Origin of the sequence: Okeania sp. SIO1H4 (assembly GCF_010672695.1) — a bacterium.
GTDB lineage: Bacteria > Cyanobacteriota > Cyanobacteriia > Cyanobacteriales > Microcoleaceae > Okeania > Okeania hirsuta.
This window is the reverse complement of record NZ_JAAHGB010000049.1, coordinates 34,432-54,301: the sequence shown is the minus strand read 5'-3', so window position 1 is coordinate 54,301 and position 19,870 is coordinate 34,432. Positions and strand designations below refer to the sequence as shown.

General features: G+C 37.8%; 13 protein-coding genes and 2 pseudogenes. 5 read left to right on the top strand and 10 right to left on the bottom strand.

The features are described from left to right. Positions 1–46 precede the first annotated feature (46 nt). A complete protein-coding gene (locus tag F6K06_RS24340; protein ID WP_287243229.1) occupies positions 47–487 on the bottom strand; it encodes a hypothetical protein in 441 nt (146 codons plus the stop codon). 429 nt (positions 488–916) lie between these two features. Here F6K06_RS24340 and F6K06_RS24335 point away from each other — a divergent pair, with 429 nt between their 5' ends. Together F6K06_RS24335 and F6K06_RS24330 are read left to right on the top strand one after the other, a co-directional pair. Next, positions 917–1,672, top strand: a complete 756-nt coding sequence (locus tag F6K06_RS24335) for a class I SAM-dependent methyltransferase (RefSeq protein ID WP_287243228.1) — start codon at positions 917–919, stop codon at positions 1,670–1,672. 61 nt (positions 1,673–1,733) lie between these two features. Further along, the gene (locus F6K06_RS24330; RefSeq protein ID WP_287243226.1) at positions 1,734–3,095 is read left to right on the top strand and encodes a phenylacetate--CoA ligase family protein; all 1,362 of its coding nucleotides are present in this window, start codon (positions 1,734–1,736) and stop codon (positions 3,093–3,095) included. A gap of 894 nt (positions 3,096–3,989) precedes the next feature. On the opposite strand, the gene F6K06_RS24325 is transcribed toward F6K06_RS24330, so the two are convergent. Next, positions 3,990–5,999: an FAD-dependent oxidoreductase gene (locus F6K06_RS24325; RefSeq protein WP_287243224.1), complete on the bottom strand. Its 2,010-nt coding sequence runs from the start codon at positions 5,997–5,999 to the stop codon at positions 3,990–3,992. Between the two features lie 630 nt (positions 6,000–6,629). Here F6K06_RS24325 and F6K06_RS24320 point away from each other — a divergent pair. Beyond that, positions 6,630–8,435 carry an ammonium transporter gene (locus F6K06_RS24320; RefSeq protein WP_124143232.1) on the top strand — a complete coding sequence of 602 codons (1,806 nt, stop codon included), beginning with the start codon at positions 6,630–6,632 and terminating at the stop codon, positions 8,433–8,435. A 10-nt stretch (positions 8,436–8,445) separates the two neighbouring features. Continuing rightward, the gene (locus F6K06_RS24315) at positions 8,446–9,333 is read left to right on the top strand and encodes a GTPase family protein (protein WP_124143233.1); all 888 of its coding nucleotides are present in this window, start codon (positions 8,446–8,448) and stop codon (positions 9,331–9,333) included. A gap of 181 nt (positions 9,334–9,514) precedes the next feature. Here F6K06_RS24315 and F6K06_RS34230 read toward each other — a convergent pair whose 3' ends face one another. The 5 genes and pseudogenes from F6K06_RS34230 to F6K06_RS24285 form a co-directional block, all read right to left on the bottom strand. Beyond that, positions 9,515–10,618 carry a DM13 domain-containing protein gene (locus F6K06_RS34230; RefSeq protein WP_124143234.1) on the bottom strand — a complete coding sequence of 368 codons (1,104 nt, stop codon included), beginning with the start codon at positions 10,616–10,618 and terminating at the stop codon, positions 9,515–9,517. Positions 10,619–11,538: 920 nt separating this feature from the next. Next, positions 11,539–12,069, bottom strand: a complete 531-nt coding sequence (locus tag F6K06_RS24300; RefSeq protein WP_124143235.1) for a hypothetical protein — start codon at positions 12,067–12,069, stop codon at positions 11,539–11,541. 387 nt (positions 12,070–12,456) lie between these two features. Beyond that, positions 12,457–12,699, bottom strand: a complete 243-nt coding sequence (locus F6K06_RS24295; protein WP_124143236.1) for a PEP-CTERM sorting domain-containing protein — start codon at positions 12,697–12,699, stop codon at positions 12,457–12,459. A gap of 312 nt (positions 12,700–13,011) precedes the next feature. Then, positions 13,012–13,991: pseudogene (locus tag F6K06_RS24290) on the bottom strand (IS5 family transposase). Positions 13,992–14,137: 146 nt separating this feature from the next. Beyond that, on the bottom strand, positions 14,138–16,816 hold the full coding sequence (locus F6K06_RS24285; RefSeq protein WP_287243222.1) for a bifunctional serine/threonine-protein kinase/ABC transporter substrate-binding protein: 2,679 nt from the start codon (positions 16,814–16,816) through the stop codon (positions 14,138–14,140). 117 nt (positions 16,817–16,933) lie between these two features. Between F6K06_RS24285 and F6K06_RS24280 the strand changes: the two are divergent. Continuing rightward, a pseudogene (locus tag F6K06_RS24280) lies at positions 16,934–17,068 on the top strand (IS1 family transposase); the annotation flags it as partial. Positions 17,069–17,333: 265 nt separating this feature from the next. Here the strand turns inward: F6K06_RS24280 and F6K06_RS24275 are convergent. The 3 genes from F6K06_RS24275 to F6K06_RS24270 form a co-directional block, all read right to left on the bottom strand. Beyond that, positions 17,334–18,476: a DegT/DnrJ/EryC1/StrS family aminotransferase gene (locus F6K06_RS24275; RefSeq protein WP_124143238.1), complete on the bottom strand. Its 1,143-nt coding sequence runs from the start codon at positions 18,474–18,476 to the stop codon at positions 17,334–17,336. 685 nt (positions 18,477–19,161) lie between these two features. Continuing rightward, positions 19,162–19,242, bottom strand: a complete 81-nt coding sequence (locus F6K06_RS34225) for a hypothetical protein (RefSeq protein ID WP_353734894.1) — start codon at positions 19,240–19,242, stop codon at positions 19,162–19,164. Continuing rightward, positions 19,239–19,760: an L-histidine N(alpha)-methyltransferase gene (locus F6K06_RS24270; RefSeq protein WP_287243220.1), complete on the bottom strand. Its 522-nt coding sequence runs from the start codon at positions 19,758–19,760 to the stop codon at positions 19,239–19,241. Before F6K06_RS24270 ends, F6K06_RS34225 begins: the two co-directional genes overlap by 4 nt. Positions 19,761–19,870 lie beyond the last annotated feature (110 nt).

Genomic DNA, 19,870 nt, shown 5'->3' with positions numbered 1-19,870 from the left:
GTCGGGAGGTAGACAAACATCTTGATCGAAGCGGATCAACATTTATTTATGTAAGGGGGTGCTTTCCGCCCCACCCTGTGGAGGAGTGGGGAAACCAGCACCCCCTTACCAACCCCCTTATGGTTGTTACATAAGAACTATCTTCAACAGAGAATAAAGATGCAGGATCTGTAAAAGAAAGAATGAGAAATTCCAGTGGATTAATATCATCTTCATCAGAATCAAAAGAAAAAGAAGAAGAAGAAGCAAAGACATTAACGAACTCGACACCTTCAGGAAAGTTACCAGAAGAAGGCTCGACAATTGCTTGTGAACCCCCTGGTATAAAAACAAAATCTGGAGCTTCACCATTAAGCTCAATTTCCAAGTTTACCTGATCTCCAATCAAAGATGCTTGAGCCGGAATTTGTCCTAATAATCCTAAGCTTAATGCTAATGCAGTCATACTGCCAGCAGCTTTAGCAATCTGTTGAAATTTGTTACTCATGATTTTTCTCCAATGTTTTTAAGTTTGTACTAATTACAATAACTTGATTTTTTCTTAAAAGCAAGGCTATTTTTCCTTCTTCATCAAATCTTCATGAAATCCATATAAGCTTCATGAAAACTTCATATATTCAGGATTAATATGGTTTAAAATTAGAGAAAATTGAATACTGTAAGTAAGTAGTTGAGGATAAATAAAGATATAAAAATGAGGCCAAAATAAAGTTTTATATCTTATTTTTAACTTATTAAATTTTCATCACTATTTTACGGATAATAAAACCAACTTACCTATATAGCATAATAATTAGTAATGCATAGGTTGTACTTAAGAATGCTTTTATTATCAAAATAAAACTAAAATAAGTGGGATATGATCAGGATTTAACATTAGTAAATACTAGAGCATAATTCTTGGAGGTTGCTAACGATGTTTGATAGTTATAAAGATATTTTCAATCAAAGAGGGCTTTCGTATCATCAAGCCATGATGACCTATCCTTTGGCTAGAGCTGAAGAATTTAATCAAGTGTTAAAGCTAGCTAAAATTAAAGATGACAACGTAATTTGTGATGTGCCTTCAGGGGGTTGCTATCTGAGTAATTTTATACCTCGATGTGCCAAGTTAATTTCAATAGAAACTTCAGAAAAATTTATTGAATGTTCTCAAAAGAAAGACCACAACATTGCTCTAGTTTGTGAAAATATTAGTCACATTCCTTTGCTTTCAGAAAGTATTGATCGGGTGATTAGTTTAGCTGCTTTACATCATGTAGATGATAAGTTTGGTTTTTATCAAGAAGCTTACCGTTTACTTGCTCAAGGAGGAATTTGCTGTCTGGCAGATGTCAGGAAAGGCTCGAAAGTAGCTGACTTTTTAAATATCTTTGTTGATCGATACAACTCTATGGGGCATCAGGGTGCATTTTGGGACAAAAATACTGCCAATCAGTTAGAAACAGTAGGTTTTCAAGTGCTTGTTCATCAAGCAATTTCCTTTGATTGGCAGTTTGATAGCTTAGAAGATATGGTGAACTTCTGTAAGTTACTGTTTGGTATTGACAAAACTGACAACTCCAAAATTTTAGAGGGAATTGAACAATATCTGAGCTATCGCATTGAAGAGAATCACTATTATCTGTGTTGGGAATTAGAATTTTTCCAAGCTCTCAAATCAGGAATTTAATGCTCTCCCTGCTAGATTAATAAAAACTAATAAAACAAAACCAACAATTCTTTAATTAAATATGCCAATTCCTATTTCTGCGATCAAAGGAGTTATTTGGCCAGCCTTACCAAACCCTAACAATTCCTTGCTTTTGGCCTTGCAATATCAGTTAGAACAAACTCAATGGTGGTCTCCTGAAGAAATCCAAAAGTGGCAGATGTTCCAACTCACAGCACTCCTTGCCCATGCTGATCACACTGTTCCCTTCTATCGTCAACGACTGGGTGTTTTACTCGAAGTACGCGATCGCTTCCTCAACTATAGTGACCTACAGCAGATTCCGATTCTGACTCGTCAGGATATTCAACAGCAAAGCAAGGAGATGATTAGCACTGCCTTACCCAAAGAACATTTGCCTACTTCAGAAAGTCAAACTTCTGGCTCTACAGGGCGACCAATTACTTTTCAAACAACCAAAACAAAAGGAATTTTTTACCGAGCATTAAATCTTCGCAGTCATCTATGGCATCAGCGTAACTTTTCGGCAAAAGTGGCAGCTATTCGAGTGCCTCGCTCTAAATTACGACAGTCCAAGCAAAAACAAGAGGGTAAGAAAATTTGGGCTGATGCTTTTCCCAGTGGTGCGCTCGTAGAATTGGATAGTGGTAAAACAATTGCAGAACAGTTAGCTTGGTTAGAAAAAGAAAATCCCGAGCATATACTAACTTACCCTTCTAATCTCCTAGCTTTAGCAAAACAAGCCAAGAAGAAAGGAATAAAGATACCAAATCTTCAAGCTCTCAGCACATTTGGAGAAGTTGTTACCCCGGAAATACGTCAGGTTTGTCAAGCTGTCTGGAACATTTCCATTGTTGATATCTATAGCTGTCAGGAAATTGGTCTGATTGCTCTGCAGTGTCCCAAACACGAACACTATCATATTCAGTCTGAAAGCGTGATCGTAGAAATTTTAGACGAAAATGACCAACCTTGTGCTCCTGGTCAAATTGGGCGGGTAGTACTAACAGATCTTCATAACTATGCCATGCCCTTTATTCGCTACGAAATTGGAGATTATGCAGAAGTGGGTGAATATTGTTCCTGTGGCCGAAAACTACCAGTGTTGCGACGAATATTAGGACGAAGCCGTAATCTACTGGTTTTGCCATCGGGGGATCTTATTTGGCCTTCATATATACTCAGTAATTGGGCTAAATTAGGTCCTATTCTCCAGATTCAGGTTATACAGAGAAGTGTGGAAGTTATTGAAGTTCGGATGGTGCTTTCCAGAGCAATAACTGAGAATGAGGAAGCAATTCTCCATCAACACATTTGCGCAGATTTAAAAAATCAATTCCAAGTCAAGCTTTTGTATGTTGATGAAATTCCTAGAGCTGCTAACGGTAAATATGAAGATTTTATTTCAGAAGTAGTGGTTTGATTTTAGGTGATGATCGAGGCTTTGTTGCATACAGGATGATTAGACATCAGGCAACAGCTCATCTGGCAACAGGCAACAGAGAATTAATAAGCTGTACTTCACGCTTCCTAAAAAGTGCTGTAACCATTCTATAACTGTTTAACCGGACTTAATATCATGGGTAAGTCCTAAAATTGCCAAAGAAAAACTACCTGCACTTTATTCATCTGGCGTTGGTGATTTGAGGTATGATATCATGTCCTGATAAGAGTTCTATAGAACTCCGTGACCTTTACGCGACCAAAAAACTTTCTCCTTCTACATCCTGTTTCTGATTCTTTATTCCCTCCTGAGGAGGTCCTCCTGACTTCCCCTCCTGGGAGGGGAAGTCAGGAGTCAGGAGGAGAAAGAATTACAAAGATGAGGGTAGTTATGACGATTGAAGATTTTTTTTATGCCCAATTAAACGGATTTGATATAATTAAAATTATAGCAATGTGCGCTGGCATATTTACAAATTACAGTAACTGTCCAATAGCTAAAAGCCTGATATTATCGGTTTTTTATTCCCCCAGATGAGCTGTTGCCAGATGAGCTGTTGCCTGCGCACAGCGCTTTGAAGAAGGAGACAGGAGACAGGAGACAGGAGACAGGAGGAAAATTACTTATGGATTCGCTCCCCCAAGTAATTTTGAACACCCTGTAGACGGTGGGGTATTAAACCCACAAAGAAAATGATAATGGTAGTCCTGTATGGGTTTTGGTGAAGATATATATTTTTTAATTTCTCCCATACTCCCCATCTCCCCATCCCCCCATCTCCCCACACTCTCTCTACCATTACTATGCACCACCACCAAATTAATATCATACACGCGCTTCACCAACGCCATTCATCTCAACTAAGCAACAATACTATTTCCATTCATCCCAAGTATTATTAAAAATAGAAGTTTCAGGAAAAGCTGTGGGATTACCATTTTCTTGTAAGCGACCTTGTAAAACCTCCAATTCCCATTCCTTAGAAGGCATATCATCAATCAATTCATCAGGAAAAATACCTCGCTCCAAAGCAAAATCAATTGTTGTACCAGCAGCAGCACCAGCAGACCATTCAAAAGAATGAACCCGATAAGCAGCAGCAGCAATATAACTTGTAGCAATAGTCTTCCCCGCTACCAACAAATTATCAATTTGCTGAGGGATCATTGCCCGTAAAGGAATTTGAAAAGGATAAGCAGAACCTTGACCCCTCCTAATACCTGCTCGTTCAGAATTACCAGGTGCTTCTGCCGGACTTTTTGTCATGCAGGGATGAAAATCAATTGCATAATGACCAATACCCACACTATCAGGAAAAATAGTCGCCCGAGCACGTTGAGGCATTTCTGCCATTGAGTTAATTTGTGCATCTGGAGGTACAAAAGCAGAAACAGCTCCCCACAAATAATGTAATGTATCCGGTGCTAAATTTTGCAGATAAAAATCATCCCGAAAATTCTTTTTAGCAATATCAACCTCTGCCACGGTAAAACCTTCTGGATGAGTCTTTCCCCGACGACCAATAATACGTCTTCCCTCTCGCATATAAGGATATTTTGACAACCCGTGAGCTGTTCCCATCGGTGCATCAAACCCACTCAAAAAACGATTATTGGGATGTTTTTCTTTTACCCCTGCTCCCAATTGAGAGTCAGTAGTTCCCTCAACCAACCAATGGAAATAACCGAGAGCATTTTCCTCACCTCGACGGAGGGTTTCCGCACGCAAACCACCCATCCAACCCCCCGGTTGCAGTTGACCTGTAGCTTGTAGTTGCCCTCGACTGTAAATCAAATTGTCGTCGCGGTTGCCAGGACGGTAGTCATTACCCCAAGTCCAATTTTGCATGGAAATATCACCGGGATAAATAGTTCGTTTTCTGTAGTCGGGGGGTTGGGGTATATCTGGTTGCATTGACCAAATTTGCCGATAGCTGAAAACTAGGTTGAAATTAGCTAATCTGGATAATTCATAACTATAGTAGGGAGCATACTGAGAATAAAATGGCGGTTCCACATGAATTTGAGGTGTTTCAGTTGCCTCCATCGCGAAGGTGTAGGTAAAACCTTGAGTGCAGTAGGGGTCTCTGGTGTCAACGGGAGATGAGGGGTTAACGTAAGTTTGTGGATCGATACCGAGACGATAGGGAACATCTGCAAGAGCAATAATTTCTCCCGTTTCAGTTGCTTCCACAACATACCAGTCAGCACCACCTGTTTTTTCTGGGGATGGTTGGGGTACAAACTGAATTATGGTTTTGTCAAATCTTGCTGAGTTTTGGTAGCGGTAAGCATCTTCAATAATCTGAGATAGGGGTTCGGTGTTTATAGGTGGGGTGTTACTTACTGGTTGATGTTGGATGGCGATCGCTCTATTAATTTGATTATTAGATATATCTAATTCTTTGATAATAGTATTGGGAAACCATTTTAATGTACCTCCTCCTTTTTTGGCAGCATCCTCTAACATTTGAAATAGGATACCGTGACCATCGTAAGGCATAAAACAGGAGACACTTACCCAACAGGTGCCGGGGTTAAGTCTACCGTATTTTTCCTCAATGCGTTCCCGTAATTCTAAATAACCGCGCGGATAAAATAGGAGACTGCGTTGAGTTCCGCGTTCGTCGAGAGCGGAGGTACCTTGGGAGGAAATTTGACCGCCCACCCAGTCGGTAATTTCGGTTATACAAACAGTGCGCCCTACTAATAGTGATTCGTAGGCGCTTGCCGCTCCTGATAACCCACCACCGATGACTAAAATTTCGCAGGTTTCTTCTTTATCTGGGGTACGGGGTGGTGCTGCTAAGGTGGGAGCGATCGTTGGAGTTAGGGAAAATAAGCTGAGAATTAGACTAATTATTGGTTTAGTTTTTTTGAGCATAATTACAGTTGTATTGTTAATAATCAAATACTGAAATTTTAGATTAATTTGAACAAGCTTGATTAGACTTCCATAGATTTATCTGGCCAATTGAATAATTACTCCATAGTTGACGATTTTTATTTTTGGAGGATATTATAAATACTGTACATTTTAAAAATAATAGAGTTATCGTTCGATCAACGTAAGAGACTGTTTGTAAAAAAAAACTAAAGGTGGCCATAAAAAAGTATTTAAGGTAGGGAAATAAAAAAATCAATGTCCCGAAAATCTTATGGCAGCGCTCCAAGTGGTTTCCTTTGGGATGCTACGCGATCGCGAGTTGGAACTACTCAAATCTTTACTACTAGATTCAATATAAGGGATTTTCAGGTTAATAAAGTACCAATTATTCATGGGAAAAAATCCCCGTAGCTGTCATTGCGAGGCGGCTATATTAGACTAAACCTCAATAGGAAAGAGTCAAGTCAGCCGTAGGCGAAGCCTTCTCGCAGAGTAGCAATCTCTACTCTATACAATTAAATGGTAGTCTATTTTTTGGTTATCCCTAACAGTGGTGCATTAACTGACTACCCAAGAAGTAACAACGTAGTGATTTTTCATCTATATCTACTAATTACACAGAATTTTATGCAAACTGTTCCAATAGATATTGTCTTTATTATATTTTGTGCAATCCTAGTCATTTTAATGCAGCTAGGTTTTGCTCTTTTAGAAGCAGGGTTGCTTCCTTCCAAGCACACAGTCTCAATCATATTCAAAAATTTTGCTGACTTTGGCGTTAGCTTTATCGCTTTTTTCTTTTTTGGTTACTGGATATTGAAGGGTTTTGATAATTCCTTACATCCCTTCAATATTATAGTATCAGAACCAGGAAATATTGAGAATGCAAAGCACTTAGTAGATTTTATTTACCAGGGAGCTTTTGCTGCAACCGCTGCAACTATATGTTCAGGAGCGATCGCTGGTAGGATGAAGTTGTCTGATTACTTAATAATGAGTAGCTTCATTTCTGGCATTATATATCCCCTCTCAGGTTTCCTATTGTGGGAAGTTTTCGATGAAGTATTTAAAGATTACGCTGGTTCAGTCGTAGTACATGCAACTGGTGGAGCTACAGCCTTAGCAGCTACTTTACTTATAGGGTCGCGACCTGTAAGAGAAAGACGACTACCAGCTCATAATATTCCTCTAGCGACAACAGGTGTGTTTCTATTGCTTATCGGATGGTACGGCTTTAATATGGGCAGTACACAATTATCTGTCGGGATGGCAGAAGGTTTACATGAAATTGCTCGTGTTGCGATTAATACAACCTTGGCAGCGACTGTCAGTATGATGGTGACAATTTTTCTGAGTTGGTTCAACAATATTCCGAGGCTAACGATCGCAATAAATGGCTTACTGGGTGGATTAGTCGGAATTACAGCTGCACCAGATGTAGCAATGATTTGGTATCCATTTTTTGTTGGCGGTGTTTGTGGTTGGCTAGTTTTCTCATATTCAAAATTTATTATTGAGGATGAATTTTCATGGGAGGTAATGGATGATCCGGTTGGCGCCGTGATTGTTCACTTGGTTTGTGGTGTAGTAGGAGGTTCCGCTGTAGGAATAATTAGGCTTTTTGAGAATGAGCCACATGGAAGAACTCAAATTGGGATTTCTGTGCTAGCTCCCATCTTGGTTTTCCTTTGTTTCATAATATTTTTGTTGGCTTTGCACGGGATGGTTGCATCTAATCGGAAACCAAGATTACCAAAAAATCAAGATGAAGGTCTTTTCGCAATGCTTGGTATTCTTAATCGTCTTCGCAGTGAAAACTCTGAAATAGATAGGGGTTTAGATTTAGCAAATCATCAGGAGACAGCTTATGATATTCCTGGTCCTCTAGAAACTCCTCGGCTATTTCAAGAAAGGATAGATGCCTTATTCATTCAGTATATTCAGAAAGAGAAAAAGAATGAATTTATTGCAGGGAAAATCTATCCTTCCAGAGAATATGGGAGGAGCCATTTTACATATAAAAATGCTGCTAAGGCAAGAAATCTTCCAGACGAAGCGAGTACCAGAATAAGAGCTAATCGTCAACCTTTTGATGTAGCTTTAGAGTCATGGCTTGGGGAAGCTTCATCACTTGTTGAAAGGTATTTTAAGCTTTATGGTGATGTTATCAAGATTAATGATGAAAATTTAGTTGAAAACTTTAAGAATGCAATTCAAGAGGTTGAGCAATATCGTTTCCAACTTAGAAGAAATAGAGAAAATTTCTTTAATCAAAAAATGAACGAAGTTATTAAGCAGTTATGGCATATTAGAACGATAGCTAATACACATAATGAGCTTACTCAAGAATCAGTAGAAAAGTTGACATATATGTCAAATGAAATATCTAAATTAAAACAAGAAATTAGGGCTTTGAAGGGTAGAAATAGATAGGAGTTTAGACATGAACAACGAAATAGATCGAGAACTGAAGAAAATAGAAGAAAGACTCAAACCACCAAGTATTGCTCTAATTGGTAGAACTGGTGCAGGAAAGAGTAGTCTAATTAAAGCTATTTTTGGGCTAGATGATAATGAAATCAGAGTAGATGTTGGGTTGCCAGTAACAAAACGTTATAACAAATATCCAAACCCATATAATCCAGATATTCCAATCATACTCTATGATTCTGCTGGTTATGAAGTTAGCAAAACAGATGATTTTTTACAAGAGACTTTAGGATTCCTTGGGGAAAAATCTCTTTCCAATACCCAATCTGTAGATGACAGTATTCACCTTGTTTGGTACCTCATTCATGCAGGATTAACTAGGATTGAACATTTCGATCTAAAAGTGATTGAAACAGCACTTAGCTTAAAAATTCCTGTAATCATAGTGTTAAGTCAGTGTGATATTGCTAAACCAAAAGAGCTTTCTGAACTAAAAAAAAGGCTGAGTGACTCCTTAGCTGAAATTGAACAGAGAGCAAATACTCAACTCAAAATTATGGAAGTTTCTGCCGATCCTATTGCAGGCAAGACAGTTTCAGGTCTAAAAGAATTAACAGAAGCGTCTATAAAAGCCATTCCTGAATCATATTCGCAAGCATTTATAACAGCTCAGGCAGTTAATGTCAAACTAAAAAGGACAGTAGCATACTCTCTTGTTGCTACAGCAGCTGGGGTATGTTTTGGTTCAGCTTTTATTCCTATTCCAGGTTCTACTCCACTGAGTATTATTGCAACTCAGCCAACTTTACTAGCATCTATTGCCAAAGTTTATAATCTCGATCGTTTTCTTAATAGTTGTCGCATAAGTGCAACGGTAAATAGTAACTCATATTCAGTATAACAGTTATAATTGCTCGTAGTTTTGCTCTATAGTCCTAAAGGGTTTAGCATCCTTTTATGGTTGTTAATGATAGTTGTGCGCCAGCAAACGGCCGTTTCCTCCGCGACATATTTGCGTAGCATTCCGCAGGAAAATACCCCTACTACTAAATTGAAGTGAGGTTGTTCAACCAGATTTAATATCACTTAAGTTTTGCTGATCCAAAAGTGACATCAAATTTTTCACACCAGACCACAACATTTGGATAATCTTGCCAATTTATTCCTTCTGGAATGTCATAAACTTGTTCTCCTGTAAAACTTTTTAAATCTCCCAAACGCACATAATTTTCTGTGGTATAACTTTCCGGACGATTTTCTTTATGTAATAACAATTTTACTGCCGGACCTTCAATGGCAGAAAAGTTTTCCGCTAACCGAACTTGAGTTTTATTACCTGCTTGAATAATTTCTGCTGTACCTTCGGTATCTTCCCCCGGAGTAATAGTTACAAATTCTCCAGAAGCTAAAACAGTATTTGTCTGAGCTAAAGTTGGATAATTAGAAATAGAAGCAACAATTATTTCTGGTGATAAAATTTGTGATTGTGCATCTGGACAAACTTGTTTTTCCCAATCACATTTATATAAATATTTTTCTTGCCAACTTAGAGAAATTTCTAACAAATCCCGACTTCCTGTTATTCCTTGCCCTAAAAATACTAGAATCGCCAAACAGTTTAAAGCAGTATGAATTTTGCGCCATTTGTGAGTCCTATCTTTATATATTTCCGGCACAATAGTCAAAGAAAAAATCATCAATATTGAAGCTATTATACCATAATAAAAATGAGAAACTGCCCACTCATAGTCGCGTCGGAAAACACCATCTTGAAAACCTAAAATTACGATACCTGCTCCGGTTAAGGTCGCAAATACTCCTCGCCATAATTTAGTTTTAGCTTGATAAAGAAATATTAGAGAAGCAACCGTAGTCATAAAGATGGTTACTATTAATATTGCTAGGGTCATATTTTCACTTTTAAAATCTTTAAAAATACCCTTAAAATATATTGAGTAAGCAATAGCGACTAAAGTTATTCCCACAACGGAACCCGTCAACAAATTACCTATTTTTCTATGTTCCGGTCCTACCACTGGAGGAATTTTACTTTTACTTTTATCCGCAGTTTGTAGCCTTCGTTGACGAGTCTGCCAAGCCAAGTTGAGAACTATACCAATGATTGGGAAAACCACCACAACTGCCAATGCTGGATGTATCAATCCCGCAATATCCTTTGCATTCATAATTTACCTCTCAGATATAACTTTACATATTATATTTAAGCAGGTTGAGTGTCGGTTAAATTATTTTTTGCTGAAAATTTTCTAAAAATTAGGTGTTAGGGGAATTTGGCAAGATTGAGAATAGTTGAAAGGTCTTAAAATCTATATCCTGGTATTAAAACTCTATTGTTACTGAAGCATTCTCATAACTGATAATTAGAGATGATCATTTCTATAAAAAGAGTAAATTATGTGGTCAATAAAAATGCAAAATATTGCTTTAATTTCAGCAAGAATGAAACAAATAATTCTCTGAATAGAGCTTTTCAATTTACTGTAATAGATCGAGTTCTTTAGATTAATCTATTAAAAAAGATAGTTGGTGTAATTCATTAGCTCACTATTGCAAAATGAGGGTAATGAAAGTGCTATTCAGTTTGAGAAAGCCATCAACCAGGAGATAATTAAAACTGTAGACTTTGAGATCAAATACGCCCGGGTTCGGTATAAAAAAATGTTTCATTGTCAGCCAGATCGCAAATATTTCTACATTTTATTCCCTCCTGACTCCTAATTAACTAATCTAGTTATACCAATGCTACCGGATTTGATATAAACGGACGATATTCACCTCCAAAAAGTCATTCTCTGAAAAGTTGGTGGGAAAATACTTCTGAGGACTCACTCATATCATGTCCGTTGGTATCGTTTGTGTAAAAGTTAGCGTGGATATCTACAGGAAATTTAAGTTTTTTTCTTGCTCAATTGCCTTCCTGTCTGTTGCCTGTTGCCTTCCGGAGCTGTTGCCTACCTTTGCTATACAATGCCGATGCTACCGGACATAATATCACGCATAACAACCAAATATAGTAGGGGTTAACGGCCGTTAACCCCCTACAAATAGTGTATAATTCGTATGCGTGCGTAAGTCCTGATAAAAATCAACTAAACCAAACTAACCCACTAACAGTCAGAATTATTAGTACTAACGCCACCCAAACAAATTGATTATCTTTTGTGTTAACTTGACTAGGATCGACAACTTCTAACTTCAGAGTTTTTGGCTTCGGTGGCCGTGATTTCACTTGGGAAACCATAGTGCTACCTCGACGATCTTTAGCATCACTTTCACATATTGCCCCCAAGTCAGGAATTTTAGTCATCCATTCTTGCCTGGTTCTCAGTACAGGTGCTTCGAGAATGGCTAATATACGTTTTGCTTGTTGGCGGGTTTCTAAACGAGGATGACGAGTTAGTTGTTTACAAAGGGCAGTTGCTTCTTGAATTTGGCCAGCCGCTTGATATGCTGTCACTAACCAGATTTGTACCTCTCCCCCAAATCTTGAATTAAGCTCAATATTGTCTTTAGCAGTTTCTAAATGTTGCACTGAATTACGGTATTGACCTCGCTCAAAGGCATATTTGCCAGCTTTATATTCAGTTTCAAATAATGTTAGGTTTTCTGAAGTCACAATCCCTGTTAATTAGTTTTTGATATATTTAAAATTAATCTTGGTTATTATATCAATTTTTTGATCGAAGAATTTTCAACCCACTGTGATTGTAGCAATTTACAAAAGTAATGCTAAACTTATCCTCCTGATATTTTAGCCTGATGGGGAAATAGAAAACTAAGTATAGCAAAGTTTTTGCTCATTGGTACTATAGGAAATAGTGCTGCAATTCCGCATTGGTCAGATGCAAGTGGCCTTTGTTCCCTATTCCCTACTATATATCTTGATAACAAAAAAAATCTGAGATTCTCCTGTTTCGTTTTTAGGAGAAACCCAGTTATAGAATTTTTATTTATTTGTATCCAATATTAAAATTTATAGTAGATGCAATTATAATTTAATTTCTTAGCGAGACTGGCGACGACGGGAAAGGAACATTCCACCACCAATGAATGCTAAAGCTGCAATGCTATTAGGATCTGGTACACGCACTTTTGGATCTGAAAGGAAATCACTGTACATTTTTTTGTATGTTAGTTCAGAGATGGCACCATTTATACCAATTCTTTGTAAAGCTGCGCTTAATAATTGTCGATCGGACCTTATTGCACTGACTATTCTCATCTTTAATATTACAGCGGTTTTCATTTGGGTAGACCACAGTAGGAACTTTCCATGGAATGTCCCTACAAAGTTTTGTTTGTGAAGATGTGGTTCATCAATTTGAAAAGCGCTGTAAGTGCAACTTCATGGAGAAATGGTATTATACCGTTAAAGTTAACTTCTAAACTCCTAACTTGTCCTAGTTCTTCTCCGAAGTAAAAATCCCAGACAGAGTTTTCGTATTTTTCACCAGCATGCAAACCGTTATCAGCTTTCAAGGAGAGGTAATAATTAATTATTAATGGCTTTGTTGCATGAAAGTTGCATTCGCGACGGCTCCCCCGAAAATTCCATCAACTAAATTTCTACTTTGTAGCTTTCAGGTAACCCAAGTTGAATCATGTGGTTAAGGATAGCGCACTGTATAAATAACTCCACTGCTTGAGTCTCAAATTTTCGTCGTCGCAACTTGCCTCCGAATATCACTTTGAGCCTCAACATTGTTGTTTTCCTACGGAATGCTACGCAAACGGATCAGGAGCGCCGATGGTATCCACTCTCTCGTTTCCATTTTTGACGTCCCACTCTACGAGTCTCTCTGAGATTTGAGTTCCTGGGATCAGCCGGAGCTTTACATTTGCCATGCTGCCAGATGACTGCATTTTGACGCGGTGGTATGGTTGGTTTAGCTCCCCTTTTACTGGCTGCCTCGTAGCACTTGCGTTGATCATAGGCTCCATCACCAGATACTTGCCCAATCTCACCCTCTACTCCCTCCAATCAGTAGCAAAACACTTGATCGTCACTAACATTGTTAGTTGTTACCACAGCACTAACAATTTCCCCAGTTGCTTCATTGACACCTAGATGTAACTTACGCAATTGTACAGGTTTACTTACACCATGAACTCTTGTTTTCCATTCCCCTTCTCCATACACTTTCACCCCTGTAGAGTCTACGACTAGATGCATGGCCTCTTGGGCGACGGGCTGGGACTACTGGTATCTCAATATTCAATTTACTCAGGCGACGGGACAAGGTACTGTGATCTGGTACTGGTAGCTCTAACCCCATTCAGGTAAATATAGATTCCAAAAATCCCTCGGTTTGTCGTCCTACCAAGCTCAACAGAGTAGCAAGAGTTGCCATTAATTCCATAGCAACCTGACTATAGGTATGAGATGCCCCCCGACGTCCAGTTTTCTCTGTTGTCAGCCACTGCTCTATCATTTGATTACTCAGCCAAAATGTTAGACTCCCCCTTTGTTTCAAGGAAGCATCGTATTGCTGACCAGTTACTTACTCTGTATTGGGATTTGGACTTGGACTTACTCATATCTAGTCGGTGCAGATTTTTTGTACCATAACCATAACCATATCTATACTCTATGTTCATCTTTTGTGCAACAAAGCCATTATTAATTATTAATTATTAATTGTTGAATAGTCACTACCTAACCCTTATCTCCTCTAAATAACGAATCAATCACATTCCAAAATACTAAACTTGCTGACAGGATAATCTAGGGGCAGAAATGTATAGCCTAATGGCGAACAACTAGATTTCACGACTCTAGTAAAAATAATTCTTGATTCCTGGCGATCGCCACTTGGTAAAAAAGTTATTTCTCCTGTAGCACCCTCAGAACTAAAATTTTCACTTGCTAAAATTTGTTGCAGGGCGATGCGATTTAACTCTTGACGTTCTGGAAGTGATTCTAATGCTGTAATCAAGGCTCTAGCTGCATCATAAGCAAAAGCCGTACGCCAACTAACAGTTCCTCCCCAAATGTTTTTTGCTTGCAGTGGAAAATCTGGATCGGGGCTATTCAAGCTGTGCCACGGTGTAGCTACTACAACATTTTTCTCTGCTTCTTGAGCACCAAACTTGAGAGTATAGTTACTATAGAGGTTTTCTCCAGTAATTATCGGTAAATTGAGCTGCCAATTTGCTTTGATTACCTCTATTGCCTTCGCTAAAGTGGAAATATCTGGCAGTAATACAATTGCAGTAGCTTTTTGTTTTTCTACTCTATTGTTCGCAGCACTGGCATTAAAAGAAGTCCTTGATAAATCAAAACTGTCATTCATATCTTTAACTATTTTGCCACCACCAGCACTCAAACTAACCATAAATTTATTTTTGAGAGATTCACTGTAAATATCATTAGGATTATCAAACAGAGCTACTATTTGCTGTTGATCAGTAGATTTATTAATTAAGTAACTTGCCATTGCTTGAGCCATTGTGGCATCAGATGGTATCATCCTAAAGAAAAAATCATTGCGATTTGATAATTTAGAAGCACTAGCAGTGGGAGAAATTAAAACCAGTTTATTCTTTTCATAAATTGGAGCTACTTCCATCGTGCTTTCACTAAAAGTATGACCAATTACTGCCAAAACTTGACCTGTTAAAACCAGATTATTTGCTATTTTTACTGCTTGCTCTGGAGAGTTGCCATCATCAACAATAATTACAGTTAAACCCTTGCCTCCAATCAAATTATCGCTCAGGTTTATGGCATTCTGAGCTTGAGCAACTCCCCGTAATTTTTCTAAACTATAGTTGAGAGCTTGTGACTCACCTGTCATTGGTGCTACTATGGCTATAGTATAAGCGTCAGTATTGCTAGCAGCTAGTCTGGCATTATTCAGATAAATCAGGATTTCTGGATCGTTAAAGTATTTTTTTCTAGCTGTTTCTAAAAGTTTGACTGCTTGCAAATAATCACCATCAGCAAAAGCTTTAACTCCCTCTTCTTTTTCTTTGGGTGCGGAACCTGGAATCAGAATTTCTTCCCCACAACTCAAATTATCATCCAGTTTTAAAGGACAAGTTGTTGGTGCTTCTGGTAAAATAGCAATTAAGACAGCGATCGCTCCTAGTGTGAAAAGGGAAATATTGCCTAACCATTTATTGACTTTGGGTGTGGTTTCTTGATATTTACTCTTGAAGTTCTGTATTTTTTGCTGCAATGGAAAGTCAGATAAATAGTTTTTCTTTGCGGGAGCGGGTTGTTTGCTCTGGGTAGGTTCAATTTCTGCTTGTACTTGCTGGTTGTAGTTAGCAAGACGTTCCAAAATGTCTTCGGTTGTTTGGGGGCGACACTGAGGTAAATTTGCCATCATCTCATCAATTAAGTCTGCTAATGTTTTTGAGATTTGAGTAGCATGGTGTCGCCACATTAATCTACCACTCTGAGGATCGGTAGGCAAATTAGTAGGATCTTGTGCTGTGACTAAATAAACTATAGTTCGAGCAATGGCAAATACATCCGACTGTCGTGTGATTTTCCCTTCATACTGTTCTGGGGATGTGTAACCTTGAGAAATCATCCCAGTCACATCTTTGCCTTCAAATTGCCTTAAATATGTTTCTGTAACTTGCCTAGTCGCACCAAAGTCAATTAATGCTAGTTGACCCCATTTCTGCTTTTGGGAATCTTGTTGATGGTCAGTGTGATTTTTTTCATTTTCAACCTCCTGTTTGTGGTCTAATGTTTCTCTGGTTTGTTCTGGATCATTTCCTAGCTGTGCAACATTTTCTTCGGTAAGTGAAATGGAAGATAAATTATTTGCTCTGCTAGCTTTTCCATCTGTTTGTTGACTAGCTTCTTGTTTAGGCAAATTTTCATAAGATCCAGAGGGTTGTTTGGCTCCATTATGATTGGAGTTTTGTGCTGGGAAGCTACGCAACATGATATTTGTTGGTTTAAGATCCCGATGGATGCAATGATGCTGATGAAGTTTAGCAATGATTTCTACTAATTGTGTGACCCAGGCGATCGCTTGCTCTTCTTCTATGGGTTGATTATGATGAATTTGTTGTAACCAGTCAGATAAATTTATACCCTCAATTTTTTCCATTACCAGACAGTGTAATGGTTCATCTCCCGCTTCTGACCAGATAAAGTATCCTTCTGGTTCAACTTTTGGTAATCCAGGTTCATGTAAATATGTTAAAACTTTTGCTTCTTGCTCAAACAAAGAAATTACTTGTTCTATTTCTTCGTCTTCTATTTCCCTTGGCACTTGCAATATTTTCATAATTTTTATCGTACCACCATCATCAACTTCCCAAGTTTGACCAAAACCACAGTCTCCAATAAGTTGAATCGCTCGATAGTGCTGTTGTAATATTTGTCCAGGATTAATCATCTTCCTACAAGTCAAAAATCAAAAGTCAAAGGCATATTAAAATATACAGTCACCTAGTCATCATATTAAATCTGGTGTTGCACAATAGAGAATGATATTCTAGAATTTGATTGAGAGATGGATTTTCTTGATTGTCAAAGCCATAAAAGCTTGAAAAATAGTCATTGTCACGGAAAACAGAGTTATCTGTGCCGTGACTGTGGCCGTCAATTTCCAGAAAGCCCCTGTCCTGCGGGTTATAGTTCTGAGGTGATATGTTGTACAGATCCATTCCCTTGCTGCTCTATGATTTGAAACATCGGCAAATTCCTCAATTCTCGTAATCATTCGTCACTGTGCAACGCCGGAAAATGCTATTGCTGCATATCATCTAGCATTGGAAGTTCGCACCAAAAAAGATTTTCCTATCGATTGGGCAGGGACTCAAAAAAATCTAGGTAACGCCTACAATAACAGAAATCGTTCTACCCAATCTACAAATTACTATCTATATTTTCTGAGACCAGTTCCCAAAACCTTATTGCAAATGCCTAACTAAAGCTTCCCCCACTCGTTGAGCATCGGCCTCCGTCATGCCAGAAGTCAGAGGTGGACAGATATGATTCGGACACCAACGTTCGGCACCAGGAAAACTCTCACCTTCACAAATACCTGCAAAAACTGGTTGTTTGTGACAGGGTATTTCATATACTGTTCCTCCTAAAAATATCTCTTCTTCTGCTAATGCTGTTTTGATTTCTTTGGCATTTTTTCCCTCTGGCAAATGAACAATCAATTTGTAATTACTAGCGATATCCATTTTTTCTGTAGATACAAACGATAGACCAGCTTCTTTGAGAGGTGCAGTAATTAATTCATAAGCTCGCTCACGTTTTTTCAACATCTCTGGCAATTTTGCTAAATGTATCCGACCAAGCAGAGCATTCATTTCCGTGATTCGCATACTATTACCAAAGTCCGTGTGTAAGCCACCAAAGTCCATGCCTCGCTTCCCTTGGTTTCTCAAAGAACGTGCGATATAGTCTTCCTCTTCATTATTCAGAGTTATCATTCCTCCCTCACAAGTTGTCATTACTTTAGTCGGGAAAAATGAAAAAGCAGCACCATCTCCCAAATTTCCAGCACTTACATCATTGATTTTACTACCGTGAGCATGGGCAGTATCTTCGAGGACAAATAACCCTCGTTGGTGACAATATTCCACCACTTGCGGAAACTCTGGAGAAATGACGCCCCCAACATGAACCCACATTACTCCAGAAATCTTCTGTGGGAGATTATTACCCTTTTCTACTGCCTCTTGCACCATCTGTAGAGAAGGAGCAAATGTTTGTTTGTCCATATCCAGATATTGAACTTTTCCTCCGGCACGAATTACTGTAGCAACAGTAGCAAAGTTGGTATTAGTAGGAACTAAAACAGTTGTTGCCTCAACTTTTTTCAAGCGTAATAGAATTTCTAGTCCAGAGGAGCCACTATTAACAGCGATCGCGTATTTTGTACCAACATATTCAGCGAATGCTTGTTCAAATGCTTTGGTATGTTCCCCTAAAATTAATTTTCCAGACCGTAAAATTTTCTCTGATTCTGATAAGAAATATTGAATTTCATCATCTGTAATATCGAAATAAAATGGTTTAATTGTTTGATTTACTGTCATGTTACTCTCTCTTGAAAATTCGTGTTCTTACATTAAATAAATTTACATATTTATCGAACTAAAATACGATAATCAATCTAGTTTTTTCCTCTTCCATAAAGTAGGAATTATACCATTTTTTCCAAGTAATACTAGAACCTATCTATAGTTTCATCAAAGGCTGATTTAGTAAAAATTTATTAATTGCTGCCTTTTATGGCAAATAACACAGCAAAGGCAGCAAGCAAATTAGAGTGATTAAAAGAGCGTTAAACGACTAAATTGTGTGATACACATTATAGCTAATTTGTACAGTGTGTAACTCAATAGTTATGCTGCCGAAATGAGCTAGGGATTCATTGCTTCAATTACTTAGCTACTAAAACATGAATGACCATAGGTTCATTTTGATGTGCAAAATAATCTAGGGGTTTGAACCCTGCTTTTATCGCCAGATCTTGAAAATAGTCCACTGGATATTTATCATAACTTAAAAAGTGAAATTTTGTGCCACTCTTTATATTTATTGGTCTTTAGTTGCTCTCAAATTATGCTTTCCACAATGAGTTTAAGCCACCCAATTAAATTCATAATTAAATGCAGTAGGGTCGAATCCAGAAACTGGCAAATCACGATTGATAAAATATAAAATACTGAGCGTCAAATTCCCCATTTTTCCATGATCATCAGCTCCTTTTAATGACGACTAATTTTGATTTGAATCAACACCAACAATGAGAATACCATCTGGTTGTAGTGGTTGTAAAATTATTTCAAAAAATTTCAGGCAATTATTTGTAGAAAGATTGGTAATTGTACTTCCTTTAAAAAAACTACGGGTTTAGTAAAGTTTTTAATCAGATCGATTTTCTTAATAAAGTCTGTATTGATTTTCTCAACTGATATTTCTGGTAACTCTCGGCTTAAAATTTCCTCACTCTGATCCAGATAAGTTTGACACAAATCTATAGGAACATAGCTTTTCAATTGTTTAATTTCTTTAAGGAAGGGCAGACTTTTATTTTTGAAAGCTATATCTGTACCCAGACCAAATTCTATAACATTAGATCCTGGTGGAACATAAGCAGCTATTTGGCTAGCCTTATTATTAATTAATTCGATTTCTTCCTTGTAAAGATAATAATTTAAATTTTGAGATATTAGTTCTTGGTAAAATCCTTCACCATTGGCAGAATCGTCCTCAATATTAGGAGTACTGTACAAATAAGGAGCTAGATTTTCTTCCTGTTGCTGCAAAAATAGAGATTTTACATCACAAAGAAATGAGGTTTGAAAGTCTGTCATAATGATTTTTCTTTGTAAGTAAAATATAATAATACTATAGAACTTCTCATTTGATGAATAAAAAAAACAGTGGATATGATACTTTTAGATTTTTTGCCTAATTTTAACTA